This window comes from Streptomyces sp. NPDC020742, assembly GCF_040641675.1.
Classification (GTDB): domain Bacteria; phylum Actinomycetota; class Actinomycetes; order Streptomycetales; family Streptomycetaceae; genus Streptomyces.
The window spans coordinates 66,485-82,034 of the sequence record NZ_JBFAEA010000014.1; the positions used below are offsets into that span (position 1 = coordinate 66,485).

The following is a 15,550-nucleotide window of genomic DNA, read 5'->3' on the forward strand; positions in this document are numbered from 1 at the left end:
TCGGCCGACTGCGCGGCTCGGCGGGCCCGGCGGGATTGGCGAGCTTGGCGAGCAGGAGTACGGGGTTCCGCACGGCGGGTTCAGGTGTCGGGCGAGTTCAGGTGCCGGGCAGGTTCAGGTGCCGGGCAGGTTCAGGGGCTGGACGGGTTCAGGGGCTGGGCGGTTACGGGTTCCGACCTGCGAGGTAGGTGCGGCCCCACCGGTAGCTCCTCCCCTCAGTCCCCCTGCGACGCCGACGTCTCACTCCCCCTGGGACGCCGACGTCGCCTTCAGTGCCAGCCACAGCTCCATCCGGACATCCGCGTCGTCCAGCGAACGCCCCAGGATCTCCTCCACCCGCCGCATCCGGTAGCGCAGGGTGTGCCGGTGCACGCCCAGGTCGGCGGCGGCTGCGTCCCACTGGCCGTGTCGGGCGAGCCAGGCGCGCAGCGAGGCCACCAGGTCTCCGCGGCCGGTCGCATCGTGCTCCCGCAGCGCCCGCAGCAGCCCGTCCGCGAAGGCCCGCACCGCGTCGTCGGCGAGCAACGGAAGTACGGACCCGGCCGCCACGTCCTCGTGCTCGATCAGTGCCCGGCCGCGGCGGCGGGCTACCGACAGCGCCTGCTCGGCCTGCCGGTAGGCGTGGGCGGCGGCCATCGGCCCGGTCGGCGCGGACAGCCCGATCGCGATCCCGGCGCCGCCGTGCCCGCCCCCCGCCCGGCCCGGCCGGCCGCGGGTCCGCCCCCGTGCGGCGGTCCGGGCCTCGGCCTCGGCGGCGTACCCGGCACAGGCGTCCGCGGCCGCCCCGCCGTCCGGCACCAGCACGACCAGCCGGCCGCCGTCCGGGACCGCGAGTATCGCCTCCCCGTTCCGCACGGCGGCCGACTCGATGGCATCGGCGAGCCCCTCCAGCACCCCCACCGGGCCGGCCGTCCCACCTGGGGACGAAGCACTCAGGGACGAGGCAGTCAGGGACGAGCCACTCGGGGGCGGTGTCTGCTCCTCGGCCGGCACCGGCTCGGCCACCACCATCCGGAACGGGGCGTCCAGCAGCCCCCCGTAGAGCCGTCCGGCTACCGCCCTGGCATGGTCCGGCTCGCCCGCGAGCAGCATCTTCAGCACCGCAGCGCCCAGCCGCTGCTCGGCGTCCTGCAGCGCCCGGGACCGTTCGGTGGTCAAGGTGAGCAGCGCGACCGTGGAGTGCACGGCGTAGCGCCCGGCGGTACCCAGCGGCGCTCCGGTCCCCACCGCGAGCACCCCGCGGGACCGCCTCCCGGTACCCAGCGACTGCAGCTCGACCCGGTCGTTGCCGTCCGTGTCGCTGACGACCGCGCTGGCCGGCGCGGGCCGCTCGCGCAGCCGCGCCACGTCCCCCGAGAGCCGGGCCGCGCGCCGCGCCGCCCATTCGGGAGCGGCCGCCACCACCGCGCCCGACGCGTCGTAGAGCGCCGCCCAGCCGTCCAGGTGCGCCGCCAGCCGGGCCAGCAGCTCGGCCGGCCCCTCCGCGCCGAGCGCGGCCCGGGTCAGCTCCCGCTGTGCCTCGAACCCCGCGGTCACCGCCCGGTACTGGTCGGCGGCGACCGCCGCCGAGACCGCCTTGCTGATCGCGATGAACGGTGTCCGCCGGGGCACTCCCAGCAGCGGCAGTCCGTGCTCCCGCGCCGCCTGCACCAGCGGCTCCGGCACGTCCTCGTAGTTCACGCCCACCGCGAAGCCCAGCCCGACCACACCCGCCTCCGCGACCCGCCGCACATATCTGCGGGTCGCCTCCGGATCCTCCGCGTCCAGCTTGAGCGCGGTGATCAGCAACAGCTCACCGCCCTCCATGTACGGCACCGGATCGATCAGCTCGCTGGCGTGCGCCCAGCGCACCGGCACGTCCAGCCGCCCCTCACCGGCGAGCACGGTCAGCTTGAGCGCGGTGTGGTTGACCAGCGACGCGAGGGTGTGCGGCATAGGACCTTCGATGGCTCGGAAGCCTTCGACGACTCGACGACTTCGACAACTGCGGTGGTGGCGACGGCTGCGACGAAGTGACGGCCGCGGCCGACGGCGCGCGGCGGCCGACGACCGGCGTTTTGTGCCGCCGCGTACGAACGCCCCCTGTCGATTCTGCCTCAGCGGAGGAATCCGGGGGACTCCCCACCACCGCGCCCCACCCGGCTCCGGCCACCACTGGGGCCACCGCTCCCACCCGGCCACCGCTCGGGGCCACCGCTCGAGGCATCACTCGGGGCACTGCGCGGGCCCGGCAACCGCTCCGGCCCGGGCACCGGCTCCCCGCCGGGCAGCCGGACACCTCTGGACGCCCGGTCGCCGCTGCGGTCCGGCATCTCCCCCTCCAGCACCACGGACACCGCGGCGGCGAGGCAGGCGGATGCCTTCTGCTCACCGCGGGCACGGTGTCCCCCTGGACCTCGACGGGGGCTCAGGAACGCAGGTCGATGAGGACGGGGGGTGCCGCCTCCCCGGAGACCGAGGTCACGGAGAGCACCGCATGCCCGGCCGGGACCTGGTTGGAGAGTTCTGACGCGGACCAGCGCTCCCGCTCCACGGTGCGCACTGTCACTGCCTTCGCCGTCACGTTCTTGCCGGTGACCAGCCTTCGAATGGAGTGCATGACTTTGGTGAACGGCTCGTCGGAAACAATCTGCCGGTCGGTCACATCACGTGTCTCCACCCACGCCTTGCCCCACACCTCGGCGAACCGCGCCCCGTCCCATACGGAGACGCCCGCGAACGCCATGCGGCAGCCGACCGCCGCCAGCACTCCACCGCGCAGCGACTCAGGTACGTCGTCCAGCGCACGCAGGGTCAGGACCGCCCCCGCGTTCGCCGTCCGCAACCGCTGCAACCCGCGCAGAGCCTCCTGCGTGATCACATGTGATGCATCGTCAAGTACCAAACAGGCGAAGACCGATCGGTCCGCCCGGGCCGCCGTGCACTCGGTGAACTGTGCGAGCACCAGCCGCGCCAAGATCCGCGAGGCATCCGCACGCCCGCGCTCGGGGAGGTCGATGCGCACCCGCAGCGGATGGTCCAAGGAGCGCAGCGACACCTGCCGGGAACGCCCGGTCGGATCGAAGAACCCCGCGAAGGCCGGCCGGTCCAGCAGCGCGATCCGGTCCGCGAGCAGCACCCCGAGGTCACCGGTCCGCTCGGCCTGGCGCTCGCGCGCGTCCAGCTCACGCAGGGCGCTGTCTTCCCCGGCAGCCTGCAACACCTCACGCAGTCGCGCCATGGTTTCCCGGGATCCGTCCAGCAGCTCCCTCAGCTCGGGGACCCGGGGGAACCTGTCGTACGCGATCCGGAAGGGCCCGAGCAGCTGCCCCAGTACGGTGGCCGCGCGCCGCCCGTCTCCCCCGGGCAGTGTCGCCACCAGGTCGCCCACCAGAGCCTCGGCCAGAATCGCGGCCGCCTCATCGGGGTCCGTCGTCCCTCCGTACAGGTCCAGGTCGCAGTCCGCATCACGGTGGCCAACCTTGATCACCGCGTCGAAGGCGTCGTCGGGCGCCGAGACCGACCCAGCCGTCCCGACGGACACCACGGCGGCACGCCCCGAGAGCGCCTGTAGGCACAGGGTCTCCACCAGCGGCCGGACCAGGCGAGCCGTCTTGCCGGAGCCGGCCGGGCCGAGGGCCAGCAGCGAGGTGCCGAGCACATCTGGGGCGAGCGCGAAGCCCGTACCACGTCGGTTGTACGGATTGCGCACGTCTTCGGAGGCGGTGCCGATCCGAACCTGGGAGGTTAGCAAGTCGTGTTGTGCGAGGCGGGTCGTCAGGTCACGCGCCCCGGACGGGTGGAGACAGGCCGCTGCCCCGGCTGTCCGCACGCTGTCGACGAATGCCTGCAGCCGACTCGGCTGGGCGCGCACGGACTCCCAGGCACGGAGGATCCGAGCGTGATCGACGTCGTTCATGAGACCGGACCGGGCTTCGGTCGCCAGGCGGTCGGCAGCCTCGGGGGCGCCGGCCGCACGAAGGCCGGCCCACTCGGCCTGGTCCACCTGCAGCACCCGGTGATCCGCCTCGGTGGACTGCGCGGCATCGGATGCGGGGCTTCGCCCCTTCGAGCCATAGCGACGCCACAGTTCGGGCAGACATCCGAACCTGCCGAAAAGGGCCAGCAGCACGCCGAGGTCGACGAGGGAGTAGCTCGTGGCGTAGTAGAAGTACGACTCGCCCTCCCCCGAGGCCGGGGTCAGCTTCTCCAGCTGCAGCATCAACAGTGACGAATCGGTCGTCTTGTCGATGCACCACTGCCAGAGGAACCAGATGAGTGTCAGAGTCAGCGCAGCACGTGCGATCAGCTGCCCGCCAGGGAGCGCAGCCGGGTCCTTGGGCGCCAGCCATGAGGGCAGCCCGTGCCAGATCCGGTTCGCCACCGGCGACAGCAGCCGGCGGACGAGTTCGGGCCACCTGCCCACCCGCCCGAAGACAACGACGATGGCGCCGAGCACCAGCGCCATGTAGATGAACGACGAGATGATGTTGGCGTTGCCCGTCTTCCACGCGTCGGGCAGCATCACCTCGCGGGGCCATTTCCAGTAAGGGCCGAGGTAGTCGTTCATCAGCAGCGACCAGATCAGCCAGGCGCACAGGAACGAGACGACCGCGCCGGCGATCAGCTGAGTCACCGCGATTTCCTGCGGTGGATCCTTCGGTTTGGGCTTGTGCCCGTACGCCCAGACGCCGGGTTCCGCCAGCACTCGCGGAGCGCTTAGCCAGGCCATGAGGGGGGATTGGGGAGTGCCCTCGGCCCGTCGGACGGCGCCGGCAGGTGCGGCCTCACCACGTACGCCCCCCACCCGTGGCGGCCCGCTGGGACGTGGTGGGGCGTCCGGGGGCGCTGTGGGGCGCGGGACCTGGTCGGAGCGGGTGTTGCGTGCGTCGTGCGTGCCCTCGGTGTCCATCCGGTGCCCCTTGTCCCCCTTGAGCCGTGGCCTGGTGCGTCATCGGCGGCCGGGAGTGGACCGGCCGCTCTGCCATTGTCATGCCCGTGCTCGTGCCCGCCGCTGCCGGGCACGCCGTCGCTCAATCTACTGGCCGCGGTCCACCGCTATGTCCGGTGCGGACAACGCAACACGCACACTTCTCCCGAACGGAACATGCCAGAGCCGCCCAGCCGCCCCTAACCTGCGAGAACAAGACGTCTGCAGAAGACCGTGTACGTTCCGTCCCACCCCAGGAGACTGCCATGACCGAACTGTCCGGAGGCCCCGGCCTCCCCCAGGAGCGTCGCGTCGTCACCGCGATCCCCGGCCCGAAGTCGCAGGAGCTGTGGGCCCGTAAGCAGGCCACGGTGGCCAGTGGCGTCGGGGCGGTGCTGCCCGTCTTCGTCAAGCGTGCTGGCGGCGGCGTCCTGGAGGACGTGGACGGCAACTCCCTGATCGACTTCGGCTCGGGCATCGCGGTGACCTCGGTCGGCAACAGCGCGGAGGCGGTCGTCCGCCGGGCCACCGCGCAGCTCGCCGACTTCACCCACACCTGTGCCATGGTGACGCCGTACGAGCCGTACATCGAGGTCTGTGAGCAGCTGGCCGAGCTGACGCCGGGCGACCACGCGAAGAAGTCGGCGCTGTTCAACTCGGGCGCTGAGGCGGTGGAGAACGCGGTCAAGATCGCGCGTGCGTACACCAAGCGCCAGGCGGTCGTCGTGTTCGACCACGGCTACCACGGCCGGACGAACCTGACGATGGCGCTGACCGCCAAGAACATGCCGTACAAGCACGGCTTCGGCCCGTTCGCGCCCGAGGTCTACCGGGTGCCGCTGGCCTACCCCTTCCGCTGGCTGACCGGCCCGGAGAACTGCGCGCAGGAGGCCGCCGAGCAGGCCATCTCGCAGATCACCAAGCAGGTCGGCGCGGAGAACGTCGCGGCGATCATCATCGAGCCGGTGCTCGGCGAGGGCGGCTTCATCGAGCCGGCCAAGGGCTTCCTGCCCGCCATCGCGAACTTCGCGAAGGAGAACGGCATCGTCTTCGTCGCGGACGAGATCCAGTCCGGCTTCTGCCGCACGGGCCAGTGGTTCGCGTGTGAGGACGAGGGCATCGTCCCGGACCTGATCACCACGGCGAAGGGCATCGCGGGCGGTCTGCCGCTGGCGGCCGTCACCGGCCGTGCGGAGATCATGGACGCCGCGCACGCGGGCGGCCTGGGCGGCACCTACGGCGGCAACCCGGTGGCCTGCGCCGCGGCGCTCGGTTCCATCGAGACCATGCGCGAGCAGGACCTGAACGCCAAGGCCCGCCGGATCGGCGAGATCATGAAGGCCCGCCTGAACGCCATCGCCGAGAAGTACGACATCGTCGGCGAGGTCCGCGGCCGGGGGGCGATGATCGCCATCGAGCTGGTCAAGTCCGGTTCCAAGGAGCCCAACCCGGAGGCCACCGGCGCGCTCGCCAAGGCCTGCCACCAGGAGGGCCTGCTGGTGCTGACCACCGGCACCTACGGCAATGTGCTGCGTTTCCTGCCGCCGCTGGTCATCGGCGAGGACCTGCTCAACGAGGGTCTGGACATCCTCGAGGCGGCGTTCACCACGATCTGAGCGGCCCTCGCCCGCACCCGGCGCGGTCCGGAGTACGACCACGGTCGTGCCCCGGACCGCGCCGTTGCACGTCGTCGAACCGGCGCCCAGGCACCCGCCCGGTAGCCGGAATAAACGCCTCCACCTGCGGCGATACCGGTCGGGAGCGGTGTCGGGGACACCGGAGGAGCACCGTATCGGAGGTATGGAGTGAAGAAGATGTGCGGGGCCAATGGCGGCAGGGTGATGCGGCTGTCCGGCGCGCCCGCGGTGCCGTACGGTTTCTGCAGATGAGAGATACACCCCGCCCGCAGGGGACTGCGGGCGACGCCCGGTCGGCGCTTCCCCGGCTCCGATCAGGCCGTGCCCTCGCGCACAACACCGGGACCGCTGGCAGAGCGGGCTCCGGGAATCCTCACCGATCGGACGTCCGCCCGCCCCATACCCCCCGGGGCGCGCGGAACACCGGTCACCACGGCCGCCTCGGAACCACCCCCCCTGTTCCGAGGCGGTCGACCCCTTTTCCGGGCCCACCGGGCCGCCGTTCCGGCCTGCGCCCCACCCCGTCGCTGTGCACCGCCCTCGTCTGCGCCCTGCTGTTCGCCGTCCTCACCTGGCAGGTGGCCGGCCACGGCCCGCTGCGGACCCTCGACGAGCGGCTCGGCCGTGCCGTCTCCGGCAGCGAATTCCCGTCCTCCGTGGCGGAGTTCCTCGCCGATCTCGGCAATACGGCCGTTGCGGTGCCGGCGCTGCTGGTGGTGATGGTGTGGGCCGGGTGGCGCGGGTGGCGGCACTCGCGGCAGGAGGGACGCGCGGACGGGAAGGGTCCGGCCCGTTGGTGGCTGCCGCCGCTCGCCGCCGGGCTCGCGCTGGCGGCGGTGCCCGCGCTCGTCGTCCCGCTCAAGCTCTGGCTTGCCCGGCCCGGTCCGCCGCAGATGGCCGGCGGTGCACACGCCGGCTTCTACCCGTCGGGGCACGGCGCCACGGCGGCGGTCGCGTACGGCGTGGCCGCGTTGTTGGTGTTGGGGAGCCGGGAGGGAGGGCGGCCCCTCTTCGCTGGTGGCCGGAGGGCGGCCGGCGTACTCGTCGGGGCGGTGGCCCTGCTCAACGCCGGTGTGGGCCTCGGACTGGTCCGCCGCGGCTACCACTGGCCGTTGGACGTGCTGGGCAGCTGGTGTCTGGCCGGGGTGCTGCTCGCCGCGTGGTGCGCGGTGTGTGGTGTGCCGGTGGACGGTGTGCGGGCGGGCGGAGTGTCGGTGGGCGACTCCGGGTCGGGGCCGGCCACAGCGCGGCGAGCAGCGGTAGACAGCGGCGGAGCGGTAGCGAAGGGCGACATGACCGGGTAGCGGGAGGCGAGGGGCGGGCGGGCCGGCTGCCGTTCCGAGCCAGGGCCGCCGCGCGGGCGGAGTGCGCCGTGGGGCGGGCGGGCGACCGTCGCCGGTCACTCACCCGCCCCACCGCCCGATGCCGACCCAAAGCCGTCGGCCGTCGGGCCGTGGACCCTCAGCCGAGGGCCGTGGACCGTCAGCTGTCGAAGCCCAGGCCCACCTTGTCCATCGCCTTCAGCCACAGGTTGCGGCGTCCGCCGTGGGTGTCGGCGTGGGTCATCGACCACTGGGTGAGGCCGATGCCCGCCCAGCGCAGCGGCTCGGGCGGGAAGGGCAGCGGCTTGCTGCGCACCATCTCCAGCTCGGTGCGTTCGGTGCGCTCGCCCGCCAGCAGGTCGAGCATCACCTCGGCGCCGAAGCGGGTGGCGCCCACGCCGAGCCCGGTGTAGCCGGCGGCGTAGGCCACCCGGCCGGCGTGGGCGGTGCCGAAGAAGGCCGAGAAGCGCGAGCAGGTGTCGATGGCGCCGCCCCAGGTGTGGGTGAAGCGCAGGCCCTCCAGCTGCGGGAAGCAGCGGAAGAAGTGCCGGGCGAGCTTCTCGTACGTGGCCGGGTGGTGGTCGAACTCGGCGCGTACGCCGCCGCCGTAGCGGTAGACGATGTCGTAGCCGCCCCACAGGATGCGGTTGTCGGCGGTGATGCGGAAGTAGTGGAAGTGGTTGTTGGAGTCCGAGAGGCCCTGGCGGTTCTTCCAGCCGATGGCGGCGAGTTGCTCGTCGGAGAGCGGCTCGGTCATCAGGGCGTGGTCGTAGACCGGGACGATGTACGGGCGTACCCGCCGCACCAGGGACGGGAAGGCGTTGGTGCCGAGGGCGACATGGCGGGCGAAGACCCGGCCGTAGGGCGTACGGACGGCCATGCCCGTGCCCTCGGAGGCGAGGTCGGTGGCTCGGGTGCGCTCGTAGATGCGGACGCCGAGGCCCAGGCAGGCCTGCTTCAGGCCCCAGGCGAGGCGCGCCGGGTTGACCATGGCGACGCCATCGCGGTCCCACAGGCCGGCGCGGAAGGTCGGTGAGTCGACTTCGGCGCGCAGTTCGTCCTGGTCAAGGAAGGTGTGCCGGTCCAGGCCCAGCTTGGCGGCGTCCTCGGCGGCTTCCTTGAGTTCGGCGATCTGGTGGGGCTCGGTGGCGATGTCGATCTCGCCGGTGCGCTCGAAGTCGCAGTCGATGTCGTAGCGGGCGACCGCGTCCCCGATGGCGTCGAGGTTGCGGATGCCGAGCTCTTCGAGCTTGGCGAGTTCACCGGGCCAGCGGGCCAGGCCGTTGCCCAGACCATGGGTGAGGGAGGCGGCGCAGAAGCCGCCGTTGCGTCCGGAGGCGGCCCAGCCGATCTCGGCGCCCTCGATGAGCACGACATCGCGCTGCGGGTCGCGCTCCTTGGCGATCAAGGCGGTCCACAGTCCGGAGTAGCCCCCGCCGACGACGAGCAGGTCGCAGGTCTCGTCGCCGACCAGGGCCGGCCGGGCATCGGGGCGGGCTGGGTCCTCCAGCCAGAAGGGGGTAGGGGCGGCGTCCGCGAGCGCATGGACGGGGGACGCCCCGGACGAATGCGGCATGGCAGCTCGTGCCATGGTTCTCAGCTCCTCTGACTCCTCTTGCGGCGGTTCCCGGCCAGTTGACCGGCGACTACGCACAACACGGCGACCAGGAACATCGCCGTGCCGATGACATTGATCTGGACGGGCGTGCCCCGCTGTGCCGATCCCCAGACGAACATGGGGAAGGTCACGGTGGAGCCGGCGTTGAAGTTGGTGATGATGAAGTCGTCGAAGGACAGCGCGAAGGAGAGCAGGGCGCCGGACGCGATGCCGGGTGCGGCGATCGGCAACGTCACCCGCAGGAAGGTCTGCACGGGTGAGGCGTAGAGGTCCTGGGCGGCCTGTTCGAGCCGCGGGTCCATGCTCATCACGCGGGCCTTGACGGCGGTGACGACGAAGCTCAGGCAGAACATGATGTGCGCGATGAGGATCGTCCAGAAGCCGAACTGGATGCCCATGTTGAGGAAGAGGGTGGCCAGCGAGGCGGCCATCACGACCTCGGGCATCGCCATCGGCAGGAAGATCAGGGTGTTGACGCCGGCCCGGGCGCGGAAGCGGTAGCGGGCCAGCGCGAACGCGATCATGGTGCCCAGTGCGGTGGCGCCGACGGTGGCCCAGACGGCGATCTGCAGGCTCAGGCCGAGCGATCCGCACAGGTCCGCCACACCGCACGGGTCGGCCCAGGCGTCCGTGGAGAAGCGCTGCCACTGGTAGTTGAAGCGCCCGTTGGGCTTGTTGAAGGAGAAGACCATCACGATGACGTTGGGCAGGACCAGGTAGGCCAGGGTGGCCAGGCCCGCCAGCGTGATGATGTTGCGGCGCAGCCAGCGCAGCGCCGGATGGGGCGTACGCGCTGTGGTGTTCGCCGTGGTCTCGGATGCCGCCATCAGACCAGATCCTCCGTCCCGGACTTGCGGATGTAGATCGTGACCATGGCGAGGATGGCCGCCATGAGGATGAAGGAGAGCGCGGCGGCGGTCGGGTAGTCCAGGACCCGCAGGAACTGCGACTGGATGACGTTGCCGATCATCTTCTGGTCGGTGGAGCCCAGCAGTTCGGCGTTGATGTAGTCACCGGCGGCCGGGATGAAGGTGAGCAGGGTGCCGGCGACGACGCCGGGCATGGACAGCGGGAAGGTCACCCGGCGGAAGGTGGTCGCCGGACGGGCGTAGAGGTCGCCGGCGGCCTCGTGCAGCCGCGGGTCGATGCGCTCCAGGGAGGTGTAGAGCGGCAGGATCATGAACGGCAGGAAGTTGTAGGTGAGTCCGCAGACCACCGCGAGCGGGGTGGCCAGCACCCGGTGCCCCTCGGTGATGCCCAGGGCGCTGGTGACGTCCAGGATGTGCAGCGCGTTCAGGGCGCCGACGACCGGCCCGCCGTCGGCCAGGATCGTCTTCCAGGCCAGCGTCCGGATCAGGAAGCTGGTGAAGAACGGCGCGATGACCAGGATCATCACGACATTGCGCCAGCGGCCCGCCTTGAAGGCGATCAGGTACGCCAACGGGTAGCCCAGCAGCAGGCAGAGCGCGGTGGCGACGGCGGCGTAGCCCACCGAGCGCAGGAACTGCGGCCAGTACTCGCCGAGCGCGTCCCAGTAGGTGGCGAAGTGCCAGGTGACCTTGAAGCCCTCTTCGAGGGAGCCGGTCTGGATCGAGGTCGACGCCTGGTAGACGAGCGGCGCGGCGAAGAAGACCAGCAGCCACAGGATGCCGGGCAGCAGCAGCCAGTAGGGGACGAGCCGTTTGCGGACGGCCGGCTTGCGCACCTCCGCGGGGGCCGCGCCGTCCTGCGCGTCCGGCGGGGCGGGCGTCTCGGTCAGGCTCATGCGGCCTCCTCGTCGAGGTCCGCGCCGGCCTGGATGTCCTGGGCGGCGTCCAGCCCGAAGGTGTGCGCCGGGCTCCAGTGCAGGACCACCTCGGCGCCGGGGACGAGCCGTCCGTCGCGGGCGATGTTCTGCTCGTAGACGGCGAGTTCGCCGAGGCCGGGCACCTGGACGACGTACTGGGTGGAGACGCCGATGAAGCTGGCGTCCTTGATGCGGCCGGGGAGCTGGTTGTGGCCTTCGGGGACGTCCCCGGCGTCGTCGGTGTGCGCCAGGGCGACCTTCTCGGGCCGTACGCCGGCCAGCGCCTTGTCGCCCTTGCGGGCCACGGCGCTGCAGCGGGCGGCGGGCAGCCGCAGGGTGTGGTCCGCCGCACTGAGGACCAGCTCCTCGCCGCCGGCCTCGACGACCTCGGCCTCGATGAGGTTGGAGGTGCCGAGGAAGTTGGCGACGAAGGTGGTGGCGGGGTTCTCGTAGAGGTCGGCGGGGGCGCCGAGCTGTTCGACCCGGCCGCCGTTCATCACGGCCACGGTGTCGGCCATCGTCATGGCCTCCTCCTGGTCGTGGGTGACGTGCACGAAGGTGATGCCGACCTCGGTCTGGATGCGCTTGAGCTCCAGCTGCATCTGGCGGCGCAGCTTGAGGTCGAGGGCGCCCAGCGGTTCGTCGAGCAGCAGCACCTGGGGGTGGTTGATCAGCGCCCGGGCGACCGCAACGCGCTGCTGCTGGCCGCCGGAGAGCTGCTGCGGCTTGCGGCGTGCCATCGGGCCCAGCTGGACCAGGTCGAGCATCTCCTCGACCTGCTTCTTGACGGACTTGATGCCGCGGCGGCGCAGCCCGAAGGCGACGTTCTCGTAGATGTCCAGGTGGGGGAAGAGCGCGTAGTTCTGGAAGACGGTGTTGACCTGGCGCTTGTAGGGCGGCAGGGCGGTGACGTCCTGGCCGGACAGCTCGACGGTGCCGCTGGTGGGCTCCTCCAGCCCGGCGATCATCCGCAGGGTGGTGGTCTTGCCGCAGCCCGAGGCACCCAGGAGCGCGAAGAAGGAGCCCGCGGGGACGGTCAGGTCGAGCGGATGGACGGCGGTGAAGGAGCCGTAGGTCTTGCTTATCCCGTGGAGGCGGACGTCGCCGCCGGTGCTCTGGGTGGGCGCGTTCTGGGTCATGTCGGTCGTCCCGTGGGTCGGAAGGGCGGAACAGCTCGGGTGGCCTGGTGGCGGCTCAGGCCCCGGTGAGATCGGAGAACTTCTGGGCGAACTCCTTGTTCTCCTTGGCGCTCAGCGCGCGGAAGGAGTGGGACCGGGCGGCCATCTCCTTGTCCGGCAGAATCAGCGGGTTGTCCGCCGCCGATTTGTCGATCTTGGCGAGCTCCTCGCGCACCCCGTCGACGGGGCAGACGTAGTTGATGTACGCCGCGAGCCGGGCGGCCACCTTCGGCTCGTAGAAGTAGTCGATGAGCCGTTCGGCATTCTGCTTGTGCCGGGCCTTGTTCGGCACCATGAGGTTGTCGGTGGACGTCATGTAGCCGGTCTTGGGGACGGTGTAGGCGATGTCCGGGTTGTCGTGCTGCAGCTGGACGATGTCGCCGGCCCAGGCCACACAGGCGGCCAGGTCGCCCTTGTCCAGGTCGGTGGTGTAGTCGTTGCCGGTGAAGCGGCGGATCTGCTTGGAGTCCACGCCGTTCTGGAGCCGGGCGAGCGCCGCGTCGAAGTCGTCGGAGGTGACCTCCTCGGGCTGCTTGCCCATGTCCAGCAGGGTGAGCCCCACGCTGTCGCGCATCTCGGACAGGAAGCCGACCCGGCCCTTGAGCTGCGGGTCCTCCAGCAGCTGGCTGACCGAGTCGACCTTCTTCCCGCCGGTGGCCTTCTTGTTGTACGCGATGATCGCGGGGATGCCCTGCCAGACGTAGGAGTGCGCGCGGCCCGGGTCCCAGGCCGGGTCGCGGAACTGCGCCGAGAGGCCTGCGTAGGCGTGCGGCAGGTTGGCCGGGTCGAGCTGCTGGATCCAGCCCAGCGAGATCATCCGTGCGCACATCCAGTCGGTGAGCACGATCAGGTCGCGGCCGGTGTCCTGGCCGGCGGCGAGCTGTGCCTGGATCTTGCCGAAGAACTCGTCGTTGTCGTTGATGTCCTCGGTGTACTTGACCGCGATGCCGGTGCGCCGGGTGAAGCGGTCCAGCGTCGGGTGGTGCTTGCCGTCGTCGCTGACGTCCATGTACTCGGTCCAGTTGGAGAAGTTGAGGCGCTTCTCCGCCCTGGAGTGGTCCGTACTCCGGGCCGCGTCGGTCCGGCCGGCGGGCGGGATGCCGCAGGCCCCCAGGGCACCCAGGCCGCCGATGGTGGCCGCCATGGCACTGCCGGCGCGCAGCAGCGAGCGGCGGGTCATGGCGAGGCGCCCGTTGGCCATGCTCCGGCGCATGGCGGCCAGCTCGGCGCGGGACAGGGGTTCGGGCTGCTGGTGGTGCTCCATGCGCGGTGCCCTTTCAAGGGGTGAGCCCGGCGCTCGGCCGGTGGTGACGATGCCGCGCGGCGCTGGCCGCAGGGGTGGAGCCCGGTGGGGGCGGGCGGACCCGGTGGGGGCGGGCCGGTGGGGCTCAGGGGGCCGGTGCGAGGGGGATCTCTCTTACGGGCTGCCCGGTGCGGCGGGGCCGTACCAGGCAGCCCGTGCGGGCGGTCCGTCAGGCACGGTCCCCGAAGATCGTGCGGTGCCAGTCCTTCCTGGCGACCGCGGTGTTGTCGTACATGACGTGCTTGACCTGCGTGTACTCCTCGAAGGAGTAGGCCGACATGTCCTTGCCGTAGCCGGACGCCTTGGCACCCCCGTGCGGCATCTCGCTGATGATCGGGATGTGGTCGTTGACCCAGACGCAGCCCGCGTTGATCTCTCGGCTGGCGCGGCCGGTCCGGTAGACGTCCCGGCTCCAGGCGGAGGCGGCCAGCCCGTAGGGGGTGTCGTTGGCCAGCGCGATGCCCTCGTCGTCGCTGTCGAAGGGCAGCACGACCAGCACCGGCCCGAAGATCTCGGACTGCACGACCTCGCTGTCCTGGGCGGCGCCGGCGATCAGCGTCGGCCGGTAGTACGCGCCCTTGGCCAGCGCGCTGTCGCCGCCGAAGGCGGGTACCTCGCCGCCGGTGACGACGGTCGCGTAGTTGCGCGCCCGGTCGACGAAAGCGGCCACCCGGTCGCGCTGGGCGTGCGAGATCAGCGGGCCCAGGTCGGTGGCGGGGTCGAAGGGGTCGCCGAGGCGTACGGTCGCCATCAGGTCGGCGACGCCGTTGACGAAGGCGTCGTAGAGCGGGCGCTGGACGTAGGCGCGGGTGGCGGCGGTGCAGTCCTGGCCGGTGTTGATCAGTGCGCCGGCCACCGCACCGTGCACCGCGGCCTCCAGGTCGGCGTCGTCGAAGACCACGAAGGGGGCCTTGCCGCCGAGTTCGAGGTGGAGGCGCTTGACGGTGCCGGTGGCGATCTCGGCGACGCGCTTGCCGATCGCGGTCGAGCCGGTGAAGGAGGTCATGGCGACCGAGCCGTGGCCCACCAGGTGCTCACCGGCGTCCCGACCGGCGCCGGAGACGATGTTGAGCACGCCGTCCGGCAGCCCGGCGCGCTGAGCGGCCTGCGCGAACAGCAGTGAGGTGAACGGGGTGATCTCGGCGGGCTTGAGCACGATGGTGTTGCCCGCGGCGATGGCCGGCAACACCTTCCAGGCGGCCATCTGCAGCGGATAGTTCCACGGCGCGATGGAGCCGACCACGCCGAGGGGCTCGCGGCGGATGACGGAGGTGTGGTCGGGGCTGTATTCGCCGGCCGCCTTGCCCTCCAAGTGGCGCGCGGCCCCCGCGAAGAAGGCGGCGTTGTCGATCGAGCCGGGTACGTCGAACTCGGTGCTGAGCTTGATCGGCTTTCCGCAGTTCAGCGTTTCGGCGTAGGCCAGGTCGTCGGCGTCCTCGGTGAGCGCGGCGGCGAAGCGGTGCAGGGTGTCGGAGCGCTCGCCGGGCGTGGCGCCGGCCCACTCCGGGAAGGCCCGGGCGGCGGCCTCGACGGCCGCGTCGACGTCCGCCGTGCCGGCCAGTTCGTAGGAGTACACCGTCTCGCCGGTCGCCGGGTCCACCACGGCCTGGGTGCGGCCGGAGGTGCCGCCGCGGAGACGTCCCGCGATGAATTGCGCGCCCTGGGCGAAGCGCTCGGTGACATCGAATCGGTGGTCCATGGTGCTCTCCTCCGCCGGGCGCCGGGGCCGCTCAGCGGCATCGCCTGGCGTAGCTACTTCCGGAATTGATGGCCGATCTTGACAGAGGAAGGGAGCCT

10 protein-coding genes are annotated in these 15,550 nt (G+C 71.5%); 2 read left to right on the forward strand and 8 right to left on the reverse strand.

Features of this window, described 5'->3' with window-relative positions:
* Positions 1 to 240 precede the first annotated feature (240 nt).
* Positions 241 to 1,935: a PucR family transcriptional regulator gene (locus AB0G84_RS23130; protein ID WP_361323817.1), complete on the reverse strand. Its 1,695-nt coding sequence runs from the start codon at positions 1,933 to 1,935 to the stop codon at positions 241 to 243.
* Between the two features lie 472 nt (positions 1,936 to 2,407).
* A complete protein-coding gene (locus tag AB0G84_RS23135; RefSeq protein WP_361323819.1) occupies positions 2,408 to 4,891 on the reverse strand; it encodes an ATP/GTP-binding protein in 2,484 nt (827 codons plus the stop codon).
* Between the two features lie 284 nt (positions 4,892 to 5,175).
* On the opposite strand from AB0G84_RS23135, the gene gabT reads away from it, so the two are divergent.
* Both gabT and AB0G84_RS23145 read left to right on the forward strand, forming a co-directional pair.
* Positions 5,176 to 6,525 carry a 4-aminobutyrate--2-oxoglutarate transaminase gene (gene gabT, locus AB0G84_RS23140; RefSeq protein ID WP_361323822.1) on the forward strand — a complete coding sequence of 450 codons (1,350 nt, stop codon included), beginning with the start codon at positions 5,176 to 5,178 and terminating at the stop codon, positions 6,523 to 6,525.
* 599 nt (positions 6,526 to 7,124) lie between these two features.
* A complete protein-coding gene (locus tag AB0G84_RS23145) occupies positions 7,125 to 7,850 on the forward strand; it encodes a phosphatase PAP2 family protein (protein ID WP_361323825.1) in 726 nt (241 codons plus the stop codon).
* A 178-nt stretch (positions 7,851 to 8,028) separates the two neighbouring features.
* Here AB0G84_RS23145 and AB0G84_RS23150 read toward each other — a convergent pair whose 3' ends face one another.
* The 6 genes from AB0G84_RS23150 to AB0G84_RS23175 form a co-directional block, all read right to left on the reverse strand.
* Positions 8,029 to 9,444, reverse strand: a complete 1,416-nt coding sequence (locus AB0G84_RS23150) for an FAD-dependent oxidoreductase (RefSeq protein WP_361324095.1) — start codon at positions 9,442 to 9,444, stop codon at positions 8,029 to 8,031.
* Positions 9,445 to 9,464: 20 nt separating this feature from the next.
* Positions 9,465 to 10,313, reverse strand: a complete 849-nt coding sequence (locus AB0G84_RS23155) for an ABC transporter permease (protein WP_361323828.1) — start codon at positions 10,311 to 10,313, stop codon at positions 9,465 to 9,467.
* Entirely contained in the window at positions 10,313 to 11,251 is a 939-nt protein-coding gene (locus AB0G84_RS23160; RefSeq protein ID WP_361323831.1) for an ABC transporter permease, read from the reverse strand. Before AB0G84_RS23160 ends, AB0G84_RS23155 begins: the two co-directional genes overlap by 1 nt.
* The gene (locus tag AB0G84_RS23165; protein WP_361323834.1) at positions 11,248 to 12,411 is read right to left on the reverse strand and encodes an ABC transporter ATP-binding protein; all 1,164 of its coding nucleotides are present in this window, start codon (positions 12,409 to 12,411) and stop codon (positions 11,248 to 11,250) included. The genes AB0G84_RS23160 and AB0G84_RS23165 overlap by 4 nt, the downstream gene beginning before the upstream one ends.
* A 55-nt stretch (positions 12,412 to 12,466) precedes the next feature.
* Positions 12,467 to 13,714: a spermidine/putrescine ABC transporter substrate-binding protein gene (locus AB0G84_RS23170; protein WP_361323837.1), complete on the reverse strand. Its 1,248-nt coding sequence runs from the start codon at positions 13,712 to 13,714 to the stop codon at positions 12,467 to 12,469.
* Between the two features lie 208 nt (positions 13,715 to 13,922).
* Positions 13,923 to 15,452, reverse strand: a complete 1,530-nt coding sequence (locus AB0G84_RS23175; RefSeq protein WP_361323839.1) for a gamma-aminobutyraldehyde dehydrogenase — start codon at positions 15,450 to 15,452, stop codon at positions 13,923 to 13,925.
* Positions 15,453 to 15,550: the final 98 nt, after the last annotated feature.

What these genes read in the sequence shown, in the direction of transcription:
- AB0G84_RS23130 (WP_361323817.1), bottom strand. Translation starts at nt 1,935, where the DNA reads ATGCCGCACACCCTCGCGTCGCTGGTCAACCACACCGCGCTCAAGCTG.
- AB0G84_RS23135 (WP_361323819.1), bottom strand. Translation starts at nt 4,891, where the DNA reads ATGGACACCGAGGGCACGCACGACGCACGCAACACCCGCTCCGACCAG.
- gabT (WP_361323822.1), top strand. Translation starts at nt 5,176, where the DNA reads ATGACCGAACTGTCCGGAGGCCCCGGCCTCCCCCAGGAGCGTCGCGTC.
- AB0G84_RS23150 (WP_361324095.1), bottom strand. Translation starts at nt 9,444, where the DNA reads ATGCCGCATTCGTCCGGGGCGTCCCCCGTCCATGCGCTCGCGGACGCC.
- AB0G84_RS23155 (WP_361323828.1), bottom strand. Translation starts at nt 10,313, where the DNA reads ATGGCGGCATCCGAGACCACGGCGAACACCACAGCGCGTACGCCCCAT.
- AB0G84_RS23160 (WP_361323831.1), bottom strand. Translation starts at nt 11,251, where the DNA reads ATGAGCCTGACCGAGACGCCCGCCCCGCCGGACGCGCAGGACGGCGCG.
- AB0G84_RS23165 (WP_361323834.1), bottom strand. Translation starts at nt 12,411, where the DNA reads ATGACCCAGAACGCGCCCACCCAGAGCACCGGCGGCGACGTCCGCCTC.
- AB0G84_RS23170 (WP_361323837.1), bottom strand. Translation starts at nt 13,714, where the DNA reads ATGGAGCACCACCAGCAGCCCGAACCCCTGTCCCGCGCCGAGCTGGCC.
- AB0G84_RS23175 (WP_361323839.1), bottom strand. Translation starts at nt 15,452, where the DNA reads ATGGACCACCGATTCGATGTCACCGAGCGCTTCGCCCAGGGCGCGCAA.